22 protein-coding genes and 2 tRNA genes are annotated in these 17,638 nt (G+C 39.1%); 10 read left to right on the plus strand and 14 right to left on the minus strand.

Going from position 1 to position 17,638, the window contains the following annotated elements; translation table 11 throughout:
• Window positions 1–8: 8 nt before the first annotated feature.
• The 6 genes from nqrE to CVP05_RS05365 all read right to left on the minus strand — a co-directional run bounded on the left by nqrE (window position 9) and on the right by CVP05_RS05365 (window position 5,288).
• Entirely contained in the window at window positions 9–605 is a 597-nt protein-coding gene (gene nqrE / locus CVP05_RS05340; RefSeq protein ID WP_100288548.1) for an NADH:ubiquinone reductase (Na(+)-transporting) subunit E, read from the minus strand.
• 1 nt (window position 606) lies between these two features.
• Window positions 607–1,233: an NADH:ubiquinone reductase (Na(+)-transporting) subunit D gene (locus CVP05_RS05345; protein WP_100288549.1), complete on the minus strand. Its 627-nt coding sequence runs from the start codon at window positions 1,231–1,233 to the stop codon at window positions 607–609.
• A complete protein-coding gene (locus CVP05_RS05350) occupies window positions 1,233–2,012 on the minus strand; it encodes a Na(+)-translocating NADH-quinone reductase subunit C (protein WP_100288550.1) in 780 nt (259 codons plus the stop codon). The genes CVP05_RS05345 and CVP05_RS05350 overlap by 1 nt, the downstream gene beginning before the upstream one ends.
• Window positions 2,005–3,240 (minus strand): NADH:ubiquinone reductase (Na(+)-transporting) subunit B, encoded by a 1,236-nt coding sequence (locus CVP05_RS05355; RefSeq protein WP_100288551.1) that lies wholly within the window; start codon window positions 3,238–3,240, stop codon window positions 2,005–2,007. The genes CVP05_RS05350 and CVP05_RS05355 overlap by 8 nt, the downstream gene beginning before the upstream one ends.
• A gap of 2 nt (window positions 3,241–3,242) precedes the next feature.
• On the minus strand, window positions 3,243–4,583 hold the full coding sequence (locus CVP05_RS05360; protein WP_100288597.1) for a Na(+)-translocating NADH-quinone reductase subunit A: 1,341 nt from the start codon (window positions 4,581–4,583) through the stop codon (window positions 3,243–3,245).
• Between the two features lie 393 nt (window positions 4,584–4,976).
• Window positions 4,977–5,288 (minus strand): BolA family protein, encoded by a 312-nt coding sequence (locus tag CVP05_RS05365; protein ID WP_100288552.1) that lies wholly within the window; start codon window positions 5,286–5,288, stop codon window positions 4,977–4,979.
• 98 nt (window positions 5,289–5,386) lie between these two features.
• On the opposite strand from CVP05_RS05365, the gene CVP05_RS05370 reads away from it, so the two are divergent.
• Entirely contained in the window at window positions 5,387–5,992 is a 606-nt protein-coding gene (locus tag CVP05_RS05370) for a YajG family lipoprotein (RefSeq protein WP_100288553.1), read from the plus strand.
• A 122-nt stretch (window positions 5,993–6,114) separates the two neighbouring features.
• Here the strand turns inward: CVP05_RS05370 and CVP05_RS05375 are convergent.
• The 5 genes from CVP05_RS05375 to mutY form a co-directional block, all read right to left on the minus strand.
• Window positions 6,115–6,190: transfer RNA gene (locus CVP05_RS05375), tRNA-Asn, on the minus strand.
• Between the two features lie 4 nt (window positions 6,191–6,194).
• Window positions 6,195–6,270, minus strand: a tRNA-Phe gene (locus tag CVP05_RS05380).
• A gap of 136 nt (window positions 6,271–6,406) precedes the next feature.
• A complete protein-coding gene (gene mltC, locus CVP05_RS05385) occupies window positions 6,407–7,480 on the minus strand; it encodes a membrane-bound lytic murein transglycosylase MltC (RefSeq protein WP_100288554.1) in 1,074 nt (357 codons plus the stop codon).
• A 6-nt stretch (window positions 7,481–7,486) separates the two neighbouring features.
• Window positions 7,487–7,759 (minus strand): oxidative damage protection protein, encoded by a 273-nt coding sequence (locus tag CVP05_RS05390; RefSeq protein ID WP_100288555.1) that lies wholly within the window; start codon window positions 7,757–7,759, stop codon window positions 7,487–7,489.
• 46 nt (window positions 7,760–7,805) lie between these two features.
• On the minus strand, window positions 7,806–8,924 hold the full coding sequence (gene mutY, locus CVP05_RS05395; RefSeq protein WP_100288556.1) for an A/G-specific adenine glycosylase: 1,119 nt from the start codon (window positions 8,922–8,924) through the stop codon (window positions 7,806–7,808).
• A gap of 139 nt (window positions 8,925–9,063) precedes the next feature.
• On the opposite strand from mutY, the gene trmB reads away from it, so the two are divergent.
• Both trmB and CVP05_RS05405 read left to right on the plus strand, forming a co-directional pair.
• Window positions 9,064–9,813, plus strand: a complete 750-nt coding sequence (trmB, locus tag CVP05_RS05400; RefSeq protein ID WP_100288557.1) for a tRNA (guanosine(46)-N7)-methyltransferase TrmB — start codon at window positions 9,064–9,066, stop codon at window positions 9,811–9,813.
• 19 nt (window positions 9,814–9,832) lie between these two features.
• Window positions 9,833–10,177 (plus strand): YggL family protein, encoded by a 345-nt coding sequence (locus CVP05_RS05405; RefSeq protein WP_100288558.1) that lies wholly within the window; start codon window positions 9,833–9,835, stop codon window positions 10,175–10,177.
• A 28-nt stretch (window positions 10,178–10,205) separates the two neighbouring features.
• On the opposite strand, the gene hemW is transcribed toward CVP05_RS05405, so the two are convergent.
• The 3 genes from hemW to CVP05_RS05420 all read right to left on the minus strand — a co-directional run bounded on the left by hemW (window position 10,206) and on the right by CVP05_RS05420 (window position 12,429).
• Entirely contained in the window at window positions 10,206–11,378 is a 1,173-nt protein-coding gene (hemW, locus tag CVP05_RS05410) for a radical SAM family heme chaperone HemW (RefSeq protein WP_100288559.1), read from the minus strand.
• Window positions 11,379–11,975 (minus strand): RdgB/HAM1 family non-canonical purine NTP pyrophosphatase, encoded by a 597-nt coding sequence (gene rdgB / locus CVP05_RS05415; protein ID WP_100288560.1) that lies wholly within the window; start codon window positions 11,973–11,975, stop codon window positions 11,379–11,381.
• Window positions 11,976–12,099: 124 nt separating this feature from the next.
• Complete coding sequence (locus CVP05_RS05420; protein ID WP_100288561.1) at window positions 12,100–12,429, minus strand: ComEA family DNA-binding protein; 330 nt, start codon at window positions 12,427–12,429, stop codon at window positions 12,100–12,102.
• A 222-nt stretch (window positions 12,430–12,651) separates the two neighbouring features.
• Between CVP05_RS05420 and CVP05_RS05425 the strand changes: the two genes are divergently transcribed.
• From CVP05_RS05425 to CVP05_RS05455, 7 genes are all read left to right on the plus strand, one after another.
• Entirely contained in the window at window positions 12,652–13,242 is a 591-nt protein-coding gene (locus tag CVP05_RS05425; RefSeq protein ID WP_100288562.1) for a DNA glycosylase, read from the plus strand.
• Window positions 13,243–13,253: 11 nt separating this feature from the next.
• On the plus strand, window positions 13,254–14,306 hold the full coding sequence (locus CVP05_RS05430) for an MmcQ/YjbR family DNA-binding protein (protein WP_100288563.1): 1,053 nt from the start codon (window positions 13,254–13,256) through the stop codon (window positions 14,304–14,306).
• 74 nt (window positions 14,307–14,380) lie between these two features.
• Window positions 14,381–15,289: a glycine--tRNA ligase subunit alpha gene (gene glyQ / locus CVP05_RS05435; protein WP_100288564.1), complete on the plus strand. Its 909-nt coding sequence runs from the start codon at window positions 14,381–14,383 to the stop codon at window positions 15,287–15,289.
• Between the two features lie 31 nt (window positions 15,290–15,320).
• Window positions 15,321–15,611, plus strand: coding sequence for a nucleotidyltransferase family protein (locus CVP05_RS05440; protein WP_207761349.1), 291 nt, complete (start codon window positions 15,321–15,323; stop codon window positions 15,609–15,611).
• 90 nt (window positions 15,612–15,701) lie between these two features.
• Window positions 15,702–16,262, plus strand: a complete 561-nt coding sequence (gene fic, locus CVP05_RS05445) for a protein adenylyltransferase Fic (RefSeq protein ID WP_100288599.1) — start codon at window positions 15,702–15,704, stop codon at window positions 16,260–16,262.
• 46 nt (window positions 16,263–16,308) lie between these two features.
• Complete coding sequence (locus tag CVP05_RS05450) at window positions 16,309–16,560, plus strand: hypothetical protein (protein ID WP_100288565.1); 252 nt, start codon at window positions 16,309–16,311, stop codon at window positions 16,558–16,560.
• A complete protein-coding gene (locus CVP05_RS05455) occupies window positions 16,557–17,636 on the plus strand; it encodes a PDDEXK nuclease domain-containing protein (protein ID WP_100288566.1) in 1,080 nt (359 codons plus the stop codon). The genes CVP05_RS05450 and CVP05_RS05455 overlap by 4 nt, the downstream gene beginning before the upstream one ends.
• Window positions 17,637–17,638 lie beyond the last annotated feature (2 nt).

Genomic DNA, 17,638 nt, shown 5'->3' on the forward strand with positions numbered 1-17,638 from the left:
ACGGCTCCTTATAATGAAATACCTGAGAATGACATAAAACCTAATGCCATTAAACCAACGCTAATAAAGGTAATCCCTAAACCACGCAAACCTGCAGGCACATCAGCATATTTCATTTTCTCAGTTAAACCAGCTAACGCAACAATTGCGAGCATCCAACCGGTTCCAGCACCAATACCATAAACGACTGATTCAGTGAAATTGTATTCACGTTGAACCATAAATGATACGCCACCAAAAATTGCACAGTTTACTGTAATTAATGGCAAGAAAATACCAAGTGCATTATAAAGCGCTGGGAAGAACTTATCCAAAATCATTTCTAAGATTTGAACTAAGGCCGCAATCACACCAATGAAAGTAATAAAATTCAAGAAGCTTAAATCTACCCCTTCAACTAATGCGCCATCTTTTAATACATGAGCATAAACTAACTGGTTAGCAGGAACTGCAATCGCAAGTACCACGATAACCGCAATACCTAAACCAAAAGCAGTAGATACTTTTTTAGATACCGCTAAGAATGTACACATCCCCAAGAAGAAAGAAAGTGCCATGTTCTCAATAAAGACGGACTTTACGAATAAACTTAAATAATGTTCCATTCTATTTCTCCACTTGTTCCGGTTTCCAAGTTCTTAACCCCCAGATTAATAATCCGATGATAAAGAATGCACTTGGTGCAAGCAAGAACAAGCCGTTTGCTTGATACCAACCACCATCTTGAATTGTTTGTAGCACAGTGACACCGAAGATTTTTCCGGAACCGATTAATTCACGGACAAAAGCCACGATTAATAAAATCGCACCATAACCTAAACCGTTCCCTAAACCATCTACAAAACTTTCTAATGGCGCTTCTTTCATTGCAAAAGCCTCTGCTCGTCCCATTACGATACAGTTTGTAATGATCAAACCAACAAAGACAGAAAGCTGTTTAGACAATTCGTAAGCATAAGCACGTAATACTTGGTCTACGACAATAACGAGTGATGCAATAATCGCCATTTGTACAATAATACGCACACTATTTGGGATATAGTGACGAATCATTGAAATAAACATGCTTGAAAAGCCTGTCACCAAACTTACCGCAATCGCCATAACGAACGCAGTTTCCAATTTTGTTGTTACCGCCAATGCAGAACAAATACCTAAAATTTGTAATGCAATAGGGTTGTTATCTAAAACAGGCGAGAACAACAAACTTTTTAAACGTTTAGTATCTGCCATTAGAATGCTCCTGCTTTAACTTTTGCTAAATATGGACCAAAACCATTTTTACCAAACCAATAATCAAACGAACCCTGCACACCATTAGTGGTTAATGTTGCGCCTGAAAGACCATCAATGCCATGTGCAGCATCTGCACTCGCGCCTTTACCAATATGCAAAGCAACTTGACCTTGGTCATTAAACAATTTTTTACCTACAAAGTTTTTCTGCCAAACAGGATTTGCAATTTCGCCACCCAATCCAGCGGTTTCACCTTGTTCATAATAGGTGATGCCTTTAATAGTATTCGCATCTGGTTCTACTGCGACAAAACCATACATCACAGACCATAAACCCGTACCATACATAGGCAAGACAATTTGAGTGACTTGATCATTAGCATCTTTGACTAAATAAACTTCAGCATATTTTGACCGCACTTTGATACCCGCTGGATCTTCATTTGCAGGAATCGTAATACTTTGTGCAGGATCTTTTGCTGATGATTTCGCATCAAAATTTTTGGTAACAGGATTATCTTCACTCACATAATCCCCTGTTGCTAAATCAACAAGGCGCGGTTCAATACGCTCAGCATAGACCTTTTTAATGTCAGTATTCGGTTCAAGCAAACCTGCTACACTCAAAATATTTTTTTGTTTATCCAATAATTTTTGCTCATCTTGGGTTGGTTTTAATACCACAGCAGAACCTGCTACGATAATTGAACAAACCAAGCTAAGCAGAACAACGACTAATATTGTTCCAAATGTACTGTCTTTATTAAACTTAGCCATTGCGCGCTCTCCTACGTTTAATATTCCCTTGAACAACGAGGTAGTCGAATATCGGTGCCCATAAGTTAGCAAATAAGATCGCTAACATCATACCTTCCGGATAAGCTGGGTTGACAACACGAATTAATACAGCCATCACACCAATCAACGCACCATACCACCATTTACCTGTGTTCGTAAACGACGCTGATACAGGATCAGTCGCCATAAAGATCATACCAATAGCAAAACCACCTAAAACTAAGTGCCAATGCCAAGGCATTGAGAACATAGCATTTGTCTCAGATCCGATAAGATTAAACAAGGTTGCTGTCGCGGCCATACCGATCATTACACCAGCAATAATACGCCATGATGCAATGCGTAAGAAAACGATAAATAAACCACCAATAATTAAAGCTAGCGTTGAAACCTCACCAATTGAACCTGGTAAGTTACCTAAAAACGCATCCATCCAAGTAATTGGTTGGCCTGTTGCAACGTGTTTTAATGCTGCTTCGCCACCAGTAGACCACTGTGAAAGCGCTGTTGCGCCAGAAAAACCATCTGCTGCAGTCCAAACTAAATCACCCGAAATTTGCGCAGGATAAGCAAAGAATAAGAATGCACGGCCAGCTAACGCAGGGTTCATAAAGTTTTTACCCACACCACCAAACACTTCTTTCGCTAACACAACACCAAAGGTAATACCCAATGCTGCTTGCCATAATGGTAAGGTTGGTGGCACAATCAACGCAAAGAGAATTGAAGTCACAAAGAAACCTTCATTAATCTCATGTTTGCGTACCATTGCAAAAACAACTTCCCAGAAACCACCAACACCAAAAGCAACCGCATAAATAGGCAAAAAGAAAATTGCACCAATACCAATTTTCCCTAAAACACCAGCATCTTGATTAAGCAAACCAAATGAATTAGCCAAAGCAAAATGCCAATCATTAGCGATACTGTTAGCGACGTTTTGCGCAAAATCTCCCATGCTTAACGCCATTAAAGATTGCGCCCCTACGTTATACATACCGTAAAACATTGCAGGGAATAATGCTAACCAAACTAGCACCATCATACGTTTTGAATCTAACGCGTCACGAACATGAACCCCTTTACTTACCGTACCCGGCGTATACAAAAAGGTATATGTCGCTTCAAATAGTGCATACCATTTCTCTAACTTACCGCCCGGTAAAAAATTAGGCTCAATTTTTTCAAAAAAATGTTTTAAACCCATTTTTAACCTTCCTTCTCAATCTTATCCAACACATTACGCAAGATTGAACCGTACTCGTATTTACCGGAACAAACAAAGCTACATAGTGCTAAATCTTCTTCATCTAACTCCAAACAACCTAGAGCTTGAGCGCTATCCGTATCACCAACGATTAAATCACGCAATAACAAAGTAGGAAGAATATCTAACGGCATTACGCGTTCATAGTTACCTGTTGGTACCATTGCACGATCACCACCGTTTAATGCCGTTGTGAAGTTAAACAATTTATTTTTCAAGAAATGTCCTACTGTTGCACGTGTAATAGAGAATTTATCAGCGCCAGGTGCAATCCACCCCATAAACTCTTTTTCACGACCTTCAAGCAACGCAGACACCTGTAAATGATAACGACCAAGATACGCATGCGGGCCTGCAGCAATAGTGCCTGATAATACAGAACCAGAAATTACGCGGTTTTCACCTGGCTGTAATTCATTTGCAGTCAACTGTTCAATATTAGCACCCAAAACTGTACGCACTAAACGAGGATTTTTAACTTGCGGTCCACCTAATGCAACAATACGGCCTACTGGTAGCTCACCCGTCGTAAACAACTGACCAAAAGCAATAACATCTTGGTAATTAATTGACCAAACAGATTTATTGATACTAACCGGATCAATAAAATGAATATGAGTGCCAACTAAACCAGCAGGATGGACGCCTGCAAATTCATGAACTTCAATATTGGCATCACTCAAGCTAGGTACATTTGCGCCTGCTGCTTTACAAAGATTCACCTTAATACCTAAACGGCTAATTACGGTTAATCCATTGATAAAGTCTGCTTGATGCGCTTCAAGAATGACAGCAGGATCTGCAGCTAACGGATTAGAGTCCATTGTATTGACAAAAATAGAGGACGGTAAGGCATCAATAGCTGGAATTTTACTAAACGGACGAGTACGAAATGCTGTCCATAAGCCTGACTCCACCAAGTTTTGACGTACTTGCTCCGCACTTAACGTTTTTAACTCATCTGCTGAATATTTCGCAAAAGCGACATACTCATTTCCTTCCACACGAATCACAACGGATTGTAAAACACGTTTTTCCCCACGATGAATTGCGGTTACAGTACCACTTGCTGGAGAAGTAAAGACAACGCCTGGATTCTTTTTATCTTCGAAAAGAACCTGCCCTTTCTTCACAATATCGCCTTCACGCACCTTCATTGAAGGGCGCATACCAACGTATTCTTCACCAAGCAAAGCAACTTCTGTAACGGCTACACCATCATGGATTACTTGTGCTGGCTTCCCTGCAATAGGAAGATCCAAGCCTTTCTTAATCGTAATCATATTTGCACTTACTTTCGTTAGATTAAACATTACAGCTACCGCAACATAGTGCTGCAATAACCTCGCCTTGAGTAATGATATTGAAACGGACTTCTTGTAACATGAAAACCCCACCACAAAAAATCGTGTCGCCACCACATAAAATTAAAACTCAAATTCTGAATTTTCCTCGCCTTCAATCTCTATTTCATGATTAAAGCCAAGAAATCAATTTTTAATTCGTAAAAACGTCTTATTTTAACTAAAGAAGCCTTTGGGTTCTACTTTATCGCCAATATTTTTCAAATTTTTTCGTAAAAAATAAGAATTGGATAGCACTTCTTTTAGTTTTTTTGATATAAATCATTCAATATACTCATAAAGAAGTATAATAAGCACGTGTAAGATAAATGTCTACTGACCGTGTCCTAAACAGTTTGGGGAATGAGGGAACTCTTCGCCAGCATTTTTCCACTCCTCCGGTGTATAAAGATGTAATGCTAAAGCATGAATGCCATTTTGCAGATCGGCTTCAAATAACTGGTAAAGCTTACGATGACGTGAGACTTTGTTCATTCCTTCAAAAAATTGACTTACCACAACCACCTTAAAATGTGAATCTGCCCCTCTACCTGAACTATGCATATGACTTTCATTCTCGACATTCACAAAGTGCGGTTCAAATTCCGCTAAAATTTTTTGGATTAATTCCTCTTTTTTGCTCATCAATTCCTACCTTGAAAATTAATTAAATTGGCGATATAGTCATCAATTCGATGGGTAAGAATACCACAATCTCATGCAAAATTAAATTTGGAGCCTTTATGTTAATCAAAAAAATGCAACGTTTTTCCCTTATTTCAATTGCGGCAGCAAGCCTATTTTTAACAGCTTGTCAAAGCCCAACGAGTAACACGATTACCTTTACTCCTCCTGCACCAACCGCACAATTTAATACCGCTAACCAAAATAGCGCTTTACTCAATGTCTTTGCTCGAGATCTTAGAGCACAGCCTGAAATCTCTAGCTATACGAGTGGAGGCTCAGTAATAAAGCTGACCGCTTCTCCTAGTGTAAGCCAATTATTTCAGCAAGTTGTACAACAAGATCTTAATAGTAAGGGCTTCCGCATTGCGCCACCATCAAATGCCAACGCAAATATCGCGGTCAATGTAAAAGATTTTTATGCAAAAGTAGAGCAAGGCGACTTACGTTACAAAATCAGTAGCAATATTCAACTAGAAATTCAAGTACAAGGCAGTGCAGGCCAATACACTAAAAATATTGGTGCGACCCGCACACAGGAAGGCGCATTTTCAGCGAAAAAACCTGAAATACAAAAAGTGTTAACTGAAACAGTCAATGAAGTGATTCAGGCCATTTATCAAGATCAAGAAATTAGCCAAGCTATTCATCAATATGCACGTTAATTGCTAAATCCTTGATAAAAATTAAGCTATATCAGCTTATCTAAAAAAGTGCGGACATAATTGTCCGCTTTTTTTTCGAGATAAGAAAAAAGCCACTAAATACTTAGTGGCTTCTTAGAATTTGGCTCCTCCTGCTGGACTTGAACCAGCGACATATGGATTAACAGTCCACCGTTCTACCGACTGAACTAAGGAGGAATAGTGGTGCCTCGAGGCGGAATCGAACCACCGACACGGGGATTTTCAATCCCCTGCTCTACCGACTGAGCTATCGAGGCAACTCATCAGTGGTGCGTATTAAACGTTTTTTTCGCTTTTAAGTCAACACCTAATTTTAAAAAAAACACACTTTTCTTGTTAATTGCATGCTTTCTATGCAAAAAGAACAGTTTTAATACGCTTTTCGCTTATAAATTAACGTCTCACCCGATAACTTTTTTGCGCTTTATCCACTTTGATCAAATAATTTCTCGCCTGTGAAGATGGATGCGCTGTCGTTAAAATACGATACACTTGTTCAGGATATAAGCGATTAATCGCATCAATTGCAGCAAAACGATCGGCATCAAAAACACGTAATACGGCTCCAGCACCACTATTATAAGCTGAAATCATCGCAAAACGCTTAGATGTCGGATTCGTGATACCATCTAGATATTTATTTTGCAAAATCCACAAATAATGGGCCCCAGCATCTATATTTTTCGCTGGGTCAAATAAATAACTTTTCGACGGTTGTCCTGCCATTCCTTTTTCGCGGAAAATATCACGTCCCGCAGTATGTGGCACAACTTGCATTAACCCCATTGCATTCGCATAACTAATTGCGTATGGGTTAAAACTCGATTCAGTTTCCATAATCCCTAAAATCAAGCTTTCATCTAATCCATAACGTCTCGCCGCTGTACGTATCATAGGTAAATATTTCTGTGCCCGTACTGCCACATGGTTTGCAATCATAGGAATAGAAACAAATTGCACCATATTCCCATTAGCTAAACGCCGAGTTTGTAGCTTATTCTGCACTAAGTAGGTCGCAAAATTACTTGCCACTGAGACATTCGGAATCGAAGCGCCAAGATGATCCACCACTTGTCCCATCAAGAACGGGCGTGAACTAATCGGCACATCGCCATCGGCAAACAAATCAATACCATTGGCATCAGATCCCATTAATAGTGTATGAACAATCGCATTATGCAAACGTGCCGTATCGGTTTGAGTTTCAATAGTGATTAACCCTTCATCAAAGCTTACATGGCTACGGGTATGATAACGGTCGGTATATTTCACATAATCTTTACGGCTAGCAACAAGTAACTCATTGACTCCCCAAATACGGTCAATATTATGAGAGAATTGCCCCGTTAAAATATCCAGCCCTCGTGTATCTTTTACAAAGGCTTCATCAAATTGGTTACTTGCTTTGTTAGAAGAACCACAAGCAAATAGAAAAGGGATAATAGCTAATACAAAATATTTTTTCATGGCGCATTATTCTGATGGTGGAACATAGCCTTCAATGTGTACATCTTTACCTTCAAACAAAAAATTCACCATTTCTTGTTCTAATAATTGGCGATGTTCTACATTCATCATATTCAGTTTCTTTTCATTAACTAGCATAGTTTGTTTTTTTATCCACTCCGCCCATGCTTGTTTACTTATAGAATCAAAAATACGTTTGCCTAATTCACCTGGATAAAGTTGAAAATCTAGCCCTTCAGCCTCTTTTTTTAAATATTCACAAAATACTATTCTCGCCATAACGTTTCCCTTTTATTTCATTTCAATAAAATTGGACATGCCAAATTTACGCAAGTTTCATTTTTTCAAATTGTAGTAACAAATTTTTTACTGGTGTTGCTAAACCAATTTGTTCTGTCGCTTGTGGATCATACCAATATTTAGCCACACTTGATACACTAGATTCATATTTCACCGCATTTTCTTGTACTTTTTTCCAATCCGTTTTATCCACATCCTGCCATTGCATATTCATATCTGCATAAATAGGATAAATATCCAAATGAAAATGGCTAAATGTATGACGAAAACTTGGCCATTCTTGATAAAGCGAAATATGTTGTGAGCTTAAATAAGCTAATAGCGCTTCCTGAGTTTCAAATTGAGGAAAACAATACAATCCTCCCCAAATGCCCGAATTTTCTCGTTTTTCTAAATACACTTTACTATTTTTAGATAGGATCAAGAAATAGCTTTGGCGTACCGGTAATACCTTTTTAGGTTTCTTCGCAGGATAAGCCTGCCAATTATTTTCAGCACAGGCCTGACATTGAAAACTCAACGGACATAATTCACATTTTGGCTTAGAACGCGTGCAGACCATCGCACCTAAATCCATCATCGCCTGATTAAAATCAGCCACTCTCTCTGTTGGTGTCACTTCCTCACTCAAGATCCAAAGCTGATTTTCGACTTTTTTCTCACCAGGCCAACCACTCACTGCAAAATAACGAGATAAAACCCGTTTTACATTCCCATCTAAAATAGGATACGGTGCGTTAAGACAAGAAGATAAAATTGCACCCGCTGTGCTTCGCCCAATACCGGTTAACCCCAACACATCATCGAATGTTGTTGGAAACTCCCCATGAAACTTATCACGAATTGTTTGAGCGGCTTTATGTAAATTACGCGCCCTAGCATAATAACCTAACCCCGTCCACAAATGTAATACTTCATCAAGAGGTGCATTAGCCAATGCCATCACATTAGGGAATGTACTGATAAATCTTTCAAAATAAGGTATCACCGTTGCCACTTGCGTTTGTTGCAGCATAACCTCAGATAACCATACCTTATACAGTGTTTTATGCTGTTGCCATGGTAAATGCTTACGACCAAATTTATCGTACCAAGCTAATACGGCTGAAGCAAAAGGTGCTGTGGGAGAAGATTGTGCAAGCATAACTATTCAAAACGGCGGTTAATTTTATCGTAGTTTAACATGAATAAATAACCGGATAAACCGCCCCAATTTTGTAATTTCTGCATAAAAATCGTATAATCAGCTTTTAATTTTTATCGTAATAATAAATGAAATTAATATGTCTGAAACTCAATCAACATTTGCAGAACATAAACGCAAAACGGTAGAAACAGCTGAATTTACTGAAGATGGCCGCTATAAACGCAAAATTCGCAGTTTTGTGTTACGTACAGGACGATTAAGTGATTTTCAAAAAAATGCAATGAATGAGAACTGGACGGAATATGGCTTAGAATACCAAAAAACACCCTTCGATTTTGTTGAAATTTTTGGCAACCATAATCCCGTTATTTTAGAAATTGGGTTTGGTATGGGGAAATCCCTAGTGGAAATGGCAAAGCAAAACCCAAATAAAAATTATGTGGGTATTGAAGTTCATACGCCTGGTGTTGGTGCTTGCATTGCCTATGCAGTAGAAAAAAATGTCAAAAACCTACGCGTAATATGCCATGATGCGACCGAAATTTTACGCGATTGTATCGCAGATAACGCCCTTAGTGGTTTACAACTATTTTTCCCTGATCCTTGGCACAAAGCCAAACATCATAAAAGACGGATTGTTCAACCGCACTTTATTGCAAATATTGTCAAACGCCTACAAGTAGGTGGCTTTATTCATATGGCTACAGATTGGGAAAATTATGCGGAACATATGTTAGAAGTATTAAAAAATACCCATGAATTACGCAATACTTCAGCAGACAACAATTATATTCCTCGTCCAGATTTTCGACCACTCACAAAATTTGAACAGCGCGGCCATCGTTTAGGTCACGGTGTTTGGGATTTATATTTTATTAAAAATTAACTAACAAGAGGATCATATTATGGCGATTAAACGTAACCAAAGACAACGCAAAAAAATGCATTTAGCCGAATTCCAAGAGCTTGGCTTCCTCGTGAATTGGCAATTTGCAGCAGGTACTGATATTGACACCATAGACGACGTTGTTGAGCGTTTTATCCGTGAAGTTATTCAGCCAAATGGTTTGGCTTACGAAGGTAGTGGCTATTTACACTGGGAAGGTTTAGTCTGCCTTGAAAAAGTAGGGAAATGTGATGAAAGCCACCGTGAGCTAGTCAAAAAATGGTTAGAAAACAACGGACTACAACAAATTGAAATTAGCGAATTATTTGATATTTGGTGGGATTATCCAACCAAATTTGAATAAGATTTTCTATGGGCGGGTATCCGCCCAATTAATCGACTAAAAACCGCTCAAGTAGCGTATTCAAAAATAACTTACCATGTTCTGTAATCTGCCAAGTGCGGTCGGTTTCAAGCAAATATTTTTGCCCTACGGCCCAATCAATATCTTGTCGAATAGCTGAAAGTGGTAAACCCGTTAAGCATTCAAATTCCATTTTGGGCACGGCTTCTAATAAGCGAAAGCGATTCATAAAAAACTCAAATGGCCGATCAGCAATTGTTACTTCTTTCTGCTCATATAAATATTCGCCTCGCATATAACCGCGTGGATGTTTAGTTTTACTATAACGAATGATCTTACCATTCTCAAAACTCAATTTACCATGAGCGCCACAACCGATAGCTAAATAATCACCAAAACGCCAATAATTTAAATTATGCTTACATTGATAACCAGGCTTTGCATAGGCGGAAGTCTCATACTGTATATAACCGGCCATCGTCAATAACTGATGTCCTTGCTCAAAAATATCCCATAAATCATCATCGTCCGGCAACTTAGGCGGACGAGAAGCAAATAAAGTATTCGGTTCGATAGTTAACTGGTACCAAGATAAATGGGGTGGTTCAAGTAAAATCGCCTGTTTTAAATCATCTAACGCTTGCTCAACGGTCTGATTTGGTAAACCGTGCATTAAATCAATATTAAAGCTAGTTAGATTATGGGGTGTCTTATTTTCCATTAAACTTCGTGCAAAACCAACCGCACTTTTGGCTTCTTGGCTATCATGAATACGACCTAATACGCGTAATTTCTCATTATCAAAGCTCTGAACCCCCATCGAAATTCGTGTGACTCCAGCTTTCGCAAAGCCTTTAAAACGCTCAGCCTCTACAGTTCCCGGATTGGCTTCCAACGTAATTTCAATATCCTCCGAAAAAGGGATAACCTGTTGAATCTGCTGTAATAAAAACTCAATACCTTGAGCGGAAAACAAACTCGGTGTACCACCACCAATAAAAATGGAGTGTAGTGGTCTCTGTTGAATACTCTCCCTGAAGTGTGTCAAATCTTGCAAGAGATCGGCTAATAAATGTTGCACATACTCTTGCTCGGGGATTTCCCCTCGTTGCCCATGAGAATTGAAATCGCAATATGGGCATTTTTGTACACACCATGGAATATGAATATAGAGGCTTAAAGGTGGTAATGTTAATTTCAATTATGCACCCAATTTTTGTTTTAACACCGCTAATGCTCGCGCACGATGAGAAATTTTCTTTTTCTCTCCGGTTTCTAATTCCGCAAAAGTACAATTCACTTCTGGGCTAAAAAATAAACTATCATAACCAAACCCATTTTCGCCTTTTTCGGCTAAACCAATCTCACCATAGCATTCTCCCTCTGCAATAATCGGAGATGGATCGGTTTCGTGTTGCAGTAGAACAATACAGCTGACAAACTTAGCTTGACGTTGCTCTCCTGAAAGTGCGGTCATTTTTTGTAATAATTTTTGACGATTACTTTCATCCGCATTTTCATCAACACCCGCATAACGAGCGGAATATAATCCAGGTTCACCTCCTAACGCCGGCACAACCAAGCCGGAATCATCAGCAATTGCCGGTAATCCTGACAATTTTGCCGCATAACGCGCTTTCAAAAGTGCATTTTCTACAAAGGTCAATCCTGTCTCTTCTGGACTTTCAATACCTAATTCTGTTTGCGCAACAACTTCAAAGCCAAAATTAGCCAACACATCGGCCATTTCTTTCACTTTACCTAGATTGCCTGTTGCCAATACGATTTTTTGCTTCATCAAAACCTCATCTATCACTGCTAAACGCTATTTAACCACTTTTTAAAAGCTTAATTAAATAACCTAGCACCATCGTGCTAGGTTGCACTATAACGTCAGTTTAACATACTCACGATAGATTCAACTAAAACAAAATGCGATCTTTATTTTTATCTAAAGTTGCCTTACCAAAACCTTGCACTTCGAGTAACTGTTCTGCTGCCGTGAATGGGCCATTTTTCTCACGATATTCTACTATCGTTTCCGCTTTTTTCTGGCCAATGCCAACCAGTACACGTTGTAATTCACTCGCTGTCGCAGTATTGATATTCACTTTATCACTCGCCAATACCACTTTGGTTGCTTCGCTCGCACTTTCTGCTTGTGTCGCAGGTTCATTTGCATACAGTATAGAACTTGAAAACAACAAACCTGCACAAAGCAACGCTTGAGACACTTTTTTGACTAATTTCATCATTTTTTCCTTCTCAAATAGAATAAACATTTGTTGATACCATACCAACGATTCCATTGTGAATACGGTATACTCATAACAGCAAAATATTTATTATTTGTTGCCTTTAATTCGCGATCGCCATCGCAAAATAACAAAAAACATAATGAAAATTAACAAAAAATATTTCAAAAATTTGACCGCACTTCGTTATAATCTCCACAATAGCCTTAAGGAGTATGTATGTCTGATATGATTGAAACGCACCCTTTCCCACCTGTTTTACCGCCTCACGCAACCGTAATGATGATGGGCACATTCCCCCCAAAATCAGAAAAACGCTGCATGGAATTCCACTATCCTAATTTCCAAAATGATATGTGGCGTATCTATGGATTAGTCTTTTTCAATGATGCACAATATTTTCAAATACCAAATGAGAAACGCTTTGATCCTGATAAAATCCGCCATTTTTTAATGGAACGAGGAATAGCTTCCTGCCCTACGGTAATAAAAGCCATTCGCGAACAAAACAATGCTTCTGACAAATTTTTAAAAATAGTCGAAGTTGTAGATTTAGAAAAAATTCTCGCCCAAGTGCCAAATTGCAAATGGATCTTTACAACAGGCGGAAAAGCAACAGAAGCCTTATTTAGCTTGTTGCCTGATATACCTCTAAAAGAACCAAAAACAAATGAATATATTGATTTTCCCTTTCCAAATCATCATTTAAAACTCTATCGAGTGCCGTCTACTTCTAGAGCTTACCCTCTCAGTTTAGCCAAAAAAGCCGAAGCCTATCGTCACTTCTTTCAATTAGCTGGCATATTGTGAGGAAAATTGACATGCTCACCGAACAACTCTTCCAGAAAGCTCATATGAATATTCAGAAGCTGCTCTCCTTTGGATTTGTCTCAACCCCTCAAGGCTATGAATATAGTCGACTCATTTTAGCTGGTGATTTTCGGGTTGATATTTCAATCTCCACTGATGGAAAAGTAGAAAGTCAAGTTTTCGATTTAATGACCGAAAATGAGTATGCAAATATTCATATCAAGGACCAACAGGGCGCGTTCGTTAACCAAGTTAGAGAAGCCTATTTCTCAGTATTAAAAGAAATATTAACCCATTGCTTTCACGTAGATTATTTTCATTCTGCACAAGCTAATCGGCTAGCCCAATCTTTTGCAAAACAATACGACAGTCGCCCATACTTCCCTTGGGAAAAACACCCTAATTTTGCTGTTTTCAAACATGAGAATAATCAAAAATGGTATGCGTTAATCATGAATTTAGATAGAAGTAAATTGATTCCGAAAAGCAAAGGCGAGGTCAATGTACTCAATTTGAAACTAAATTCGGCTCAAATTCCAACATACTTAAATGAAGTCGGTATTTACCCAGCCTACCACATGAATAAAAAAAATTGGATCAGTATTATTTTAGATGACACACTTTCAGACGAACATATTTTGCAGCTTGCTGAACAAAGTTACCAACTCACTGCCAATAAAACGAAAAAAACAGGCAAAATCACAGAATGGTTAATTCCGGCCAATCCAAAATATTTTGACGTAGAGCAGGCATTCAGTGAACAGACAGAATTAACTTGGAAACAAAGCACTCATATTCATATAGGTGATATTATTTATATGTATGTGGGCGCGCCCCGCTCGGCAATTATGTTTAAATGTGAGGTACTTGCCATCAATTTGCCAAATACGCACAAAAATCAACACGTCAACATTCAAAAACGCATGAAAATTCGTTTACTGCAAAGCTATTCACCGCACTTATTTCCATTTAGCAAGCTCAAAGAATTCCAAGTAAATGCCGTACGAGGCCCTCGTAGTATGCCTAGTGAATTAAGCCAATACATTGCCCAAACCGCCCCCTAAAAGGGCGGTACAAATTTTGATTTTTTTGCTATAATTAATCATATTTTCTTCCTTACACATCAAGTTAAATTATTATGGATACAAAATTCAATGTAAAAACCTTTCAAGGTATGATTTTAGCCCTACAAGACTACTGGGCAAATGTTGGCTGCACCATCGTACAACCCTTTGATATGGAAGTCGGGGCGGGTACAAGCCACCCGATGACCGCATTGCGTGCGTTAGGCCCTGAACCGATGGCATTCGCTTATGTGCAACCATCTCGCCGCCCGACAGACGGTCGCTACGGTGAGAACCCAAACCGCTTGCAACATTACTACCAGTTCCAAGTGGTGATTAAACCTTCACCCGACAACATCCAAGAACTCTATCTTGGCTCACTAAAAATGCTCGGTTTCGACCCAACCGTCCACGATATTCGCTTCGTGGAAGATAACTGGGAAAACCCAACATTAGGGGCGTGGGGCTTAGGTTGGGAAGTATGGCTCAACGGAATGGAAGTTACCCAATTCACCTATTTCCAACAAGTCGGTGGTTTAGAGTGTAAACCTGTTACGGGCGAAGTTACCTACGGTTTAGAACGTTTAGCGATGTATATTCAAGGTGTGGATAGCGTATATGACTTAGTTTGGTCTGACGGTCCATTAGGCAAAACCACCTATGGCGATGTATTCCATCAAAACGAAGTGGAACAATCTACCTACAATTTTGAATACGCCGATGTGGATTTCCTCTTTAAAGCCTTTGAACAATACGAAAAAGAGGCAACAGAATTACTGGCACTCGAAAAACCATTACCATTGCCGGCTTATGAACGCATCTTAAAAGCGGCTCACAGCTTCAATATGCTTGACGCTCGCAAAGCCATCTCGGTAACTGAACGCCAACGTTATATCCTGCGTATCCGCACCCTCACGAAAGGAGTAGCCGAAGCCTACTACGCCAGCCGTGAAGCGTTAGGGTTTCCGGGGTGTAAAAAATAACGAAAATTTGACCGCTCTTTGAGGAGGTATAATGAAACCATCAGAACAACTCATCCATCATCGACAACAGATTTTAGCGTTGGCTAATCGGTTTCATTTTACCAACCCTAAAGTGTTTGGGTCTGTGCTATTAGGCAAAGATACTGAACAAAGTGATTTAGATCTATTAGTCGAACCGTTAAAACATACAACGATGTTTGATCTATGTGGTTTGAAAGAAGAGCTTGAAATGTTATTCGGGCGAAAAGTAGATGTACTCACACCTCGTAGCTTGCCCGAAAAGTTTCGTGATGAAGTCCTTCAAAAGGTAAAATTGATATGAATGAACGGACATTGGATTATCTTCTTAAAATTCAGCAACTGTGCCAAGATACACCATCAATTCACGAACTTATTCAATCAATACACTGAAATGGATAATACTATCAAATACACCCAACAAATTGACCAATTAAGCAAACAAAACGCCTATCAACTCTATGATTCGGGTGATATTCATCAGCTGGAAGTGGGTACAGTAAAAGGATTACAAGCGATTCATCGCTACTTATTTGAAGGTTTGTACGATTTTGCTGGGCAAATTCGGGAACTCAATATTTCCAAAGGCTATTTTCGTTTTGCTAATGCCCTTTATTTAAAAGAGGTATTAGCCGTCATTGAAAAAATGCCAGAAAACAGTTTTGAGCAAATTATTGAAAAATATGTGGAAATGAATATTGCTCACCCATTCTTGGAAGGGAATGGGCGTTCTACCCGAATTTGGTTAGATCTTATATTTAAGAAAAATCTTAAAAAGGTTGTTGATTGGCAAAAAGTAGATAAGAAACGCTACTTGCAAGCGATGGAGCGTAGCCCCGTTAATGATTTAGAATTGCGGTTTTTACTGCAAAATGCGTTAACCGATCAGATTGATGATCGAGAAATTTTTATGAAAGGCATTGAGCAATCTTATTACTATGAGCAGGTAGAATAACAAGCGATCTTTTTTAAACAAGATCTTGCAAATACAGGAGGACGTAATGACAACACCGATTTTATATTTCAGCGACAAATGCCCCGATACCGCTCCATTTGTAGCGAAATTAAAGGCATTACAGATTGATTATCTTGAGGCAAATATCAGCGAAAATATGCCGAACCTCAAGGCTTTTTTAGCCTTGCGGGATAACCACTCAGCCTTTGCTGAACGCAAAGCAAAAGGCTATATTGGCATCCCTGCGTTAGTCTATGAAGACGGACGTATTGTGTTTGATGTGGGAGAGCTAAAATGAGTAACCTTACGTCATATCAAGAACCTCTTTTTCATCAAATTGCTCAAATTATTGAACAGGCTCGTCATCAAGTTAAACAGACCGTAAATGTAGCAATGGTGCAAAGCTATTGGGAAATCGGTCGCTTAATCGTGGAGGACGAACAACAAGGTGAAAAGCGAGCAGAATACGGAAAATTTGTTTTACAAGACTTGTCTAAACGCCTCACAGCACAGTTTGGTAAAGGGTTTGATGTAACCAATTTACGCAAAATGCGTCTGTTTTACCTCGCTTTTCCAATTCGAGACGCAGTGCGTCCCGAATTAAGTTGGACACATTACCGTCGGCTTATCCAATTAGAAAATCCGCAAGCTCGGCAATGGTATTTAAAAGAAGCTGTTGAACAAAATTGGTCAGCCCGCGCCTTAGGTCGCCAAATCAGCGTATTGTACTACGAACGCTTATTAGCCAGCCAAAATAAAGCGTTGGTCAAGGAAGAGGCGGAGCAAAAAACCGAGCCATTGCAAGAGACAATCCAAGATTACTTACGCGATCCCTATATTCTAGATTTCCTTAACTTGCAAGACAAAACCTATCAAGAAAGTGAAGTCGAGCAAGAAATTATCGGCAATTTGCAAAGTTTTCTGCTTGAATTAGGCAAAGGATTTGCTTTTGTGGAGCGACAAAAGCGAGTTCGCTTCGATGATGAAGACTTCTATATTGACTTAGTATTCTATAACTTTAAGCTCAAATGCTTCTTACTCATCGATCTTAAAATTGGCAAGCTCAGACACCAAGACATCGGGCAGATGGACACTTACGTTCGCCTTTATGATGATCAATTTAAAGGGGAAGATGATAATCCAACTATCGGCTTGGTATTGTGTAGCGAAAAAAGCGAGGCGATTGCCAAGTATTCCGTCTTAGCCGATCGCAAACAGATTTTCAGTAGCAAATACTTGCCATATTTACCGACCGAAAAAGAGTTGGAAGACAAGCTAACCCAAACCCGTTTACGGGTAGAAGAAACCGCAGGTATCTATCGTGTAAGTGGAATAAATAAAAGTGCGGTCAAACTTTCAATAACAAGGAAATAATA

The sequence above is a fragment of the Conservatibacter flavescens genome (assembly GCF_002795425.1).
GTDB classification, from domain to species: Bacteria; Pseudomonadota; Gammaproteobacteria; order Enterobacterales; family Pasteurellaceae; genus Conservatibacter; species Conservatibacter flavescens.

Coding starts and splice junctions, on each gene's coding strand:
- nqrE (WP_100288548.1), bottom strand. CDS start 605: ATGGAACATTATTTAAGTTTATTCGTAAAGTCCGTCTTTATTGAGAAC.
- CVP05_RS05345 (WP_100288549.1), bottom strand. CDS start 1,233: ATGGCAGATACTAAACGTTTAAAAAGTTTGTTGTTCTCGCCTGTTTTA.
- CVP05_RS05350 (WP_100288550.1), bottom strand. CDS start 2,012: ATGGCTAAGTTTAATAAAGACAGTACATTTGGAACAATATTAGTCGTT.
- CVP05_RS05355 (WP_100288551.1), bottom strand. CDS start 3,240: ATGGGTTTAAAACATTTTTTTGAAAAAATTGAGCCTAATTTTTTACCG.
- CVP05_RS05360 (WP_100288597.1), bottom strand. CDS start 4,583: ATGATTACGATTAAGAAAGGCTTGGATCTTCCTATTGCAGGGAAGCCA.
- CVP05_RS05365 (WP_100288552.1), bottom strand. CDS start 5,288: ATGAGCAAAAAAGAGGAATTAATCCAAAAAATTTTAGCGGAATTTGAA.
- CVP05_RS05370 (WP_100288553.1), top strand. CDS start 5,387: ATGTTAATCAAAAAAATGCAACGTTTTTCCCTTATTTCAATTGCGGCA.
- mltC (WP_100288554.1), bottom strand. CDS start 7,480: ATGAAAAAATATTTTGTATTAGCTATTATCCCTTTTCTATTTGCTTGT.
- CVP05_RS05390 (WP_100288555.1), bottom strand. CDS start 7,759: ATGGCGAGAATAGTATTTTGTGAATATTTAAAAAAAGAGGCTGAAGGG.
- mutY (WP_100288556.1), bottom strand. CDS start 8,924: ATGCTTGCACAATCTTCTCCCACAGCACCTTTTGCTTCAGCCGTATTA.
- trmB (WP_100288557.1), top strand. CDS start 9,064: ATGTCTGAAACTCAATCAACATTTGCAGAACATAAACGCAAAACGGTA.
- CVP05_RS05405 (WP_100288558.1), top strand. CDS start 9,833: ATGGCGATTAAACGTAACCAAAGACAACGCAAAAAAATGCATTTAGCC.
- rdgB (WP_100288560.1), bottom strand. CDS start 11,975: ATGAAGCAAAAAATCGTATTGGCAACAGGCAATCTAGGTAAAGTGAAA.
- CVP05_RS05420 (WP_100288561.1), bottom strand. CDS start 12,429: ATGAAATTAGTCAAAAAAGTGTCTCAAGCGTTGCTTTGTGCAGGTTTG.
- CVP05_RS05425 (WP_100288562.1), top strand. CDS start 12,652: ATGTCTGATATGATTGAAACGCACCCTTTCCCACCTGTTTTACCGCCT.
- CVP05_RS05430 (WP_100288563.1), top strand. CDS start 13,254: ATGCTCACCGAACAACTCTTCCAGAAAGCTCATATGAATATTCAGAAG.
- glyQ (WP_100288564.1), top strand. CDS start 14,381: ATGGATACAAAATTCAATGTAAAAACCTTTCAAGGTATGATTTTAGCC.
- CVP05_RS05440 (WP_207761349.1), top strand. CDS start 15,321: ATGAAACCATCAGAACAACTCATCCATCATCGACAACAGATTTTAGCG.
- fic (WP_100288599.1), top strand. CDS start 15,702: ATGGATAATACTATCAAATACACCCAACAAATTGACCAATTAAGCAAA.
- CVP05_RS05450 (WP_100288565.1), top strand. CDS start 16,309: ATGACAACACCGATTTTATATTTCAGCGACAAATGCCCCGATACCGCT.
- CVP05_RS05455 (WP_100288566.1), top strand. CDS start 16,557: ATGAGTAACCTTACGTCATATCAAGAACCTCTTTTTCATCAAATTGCT.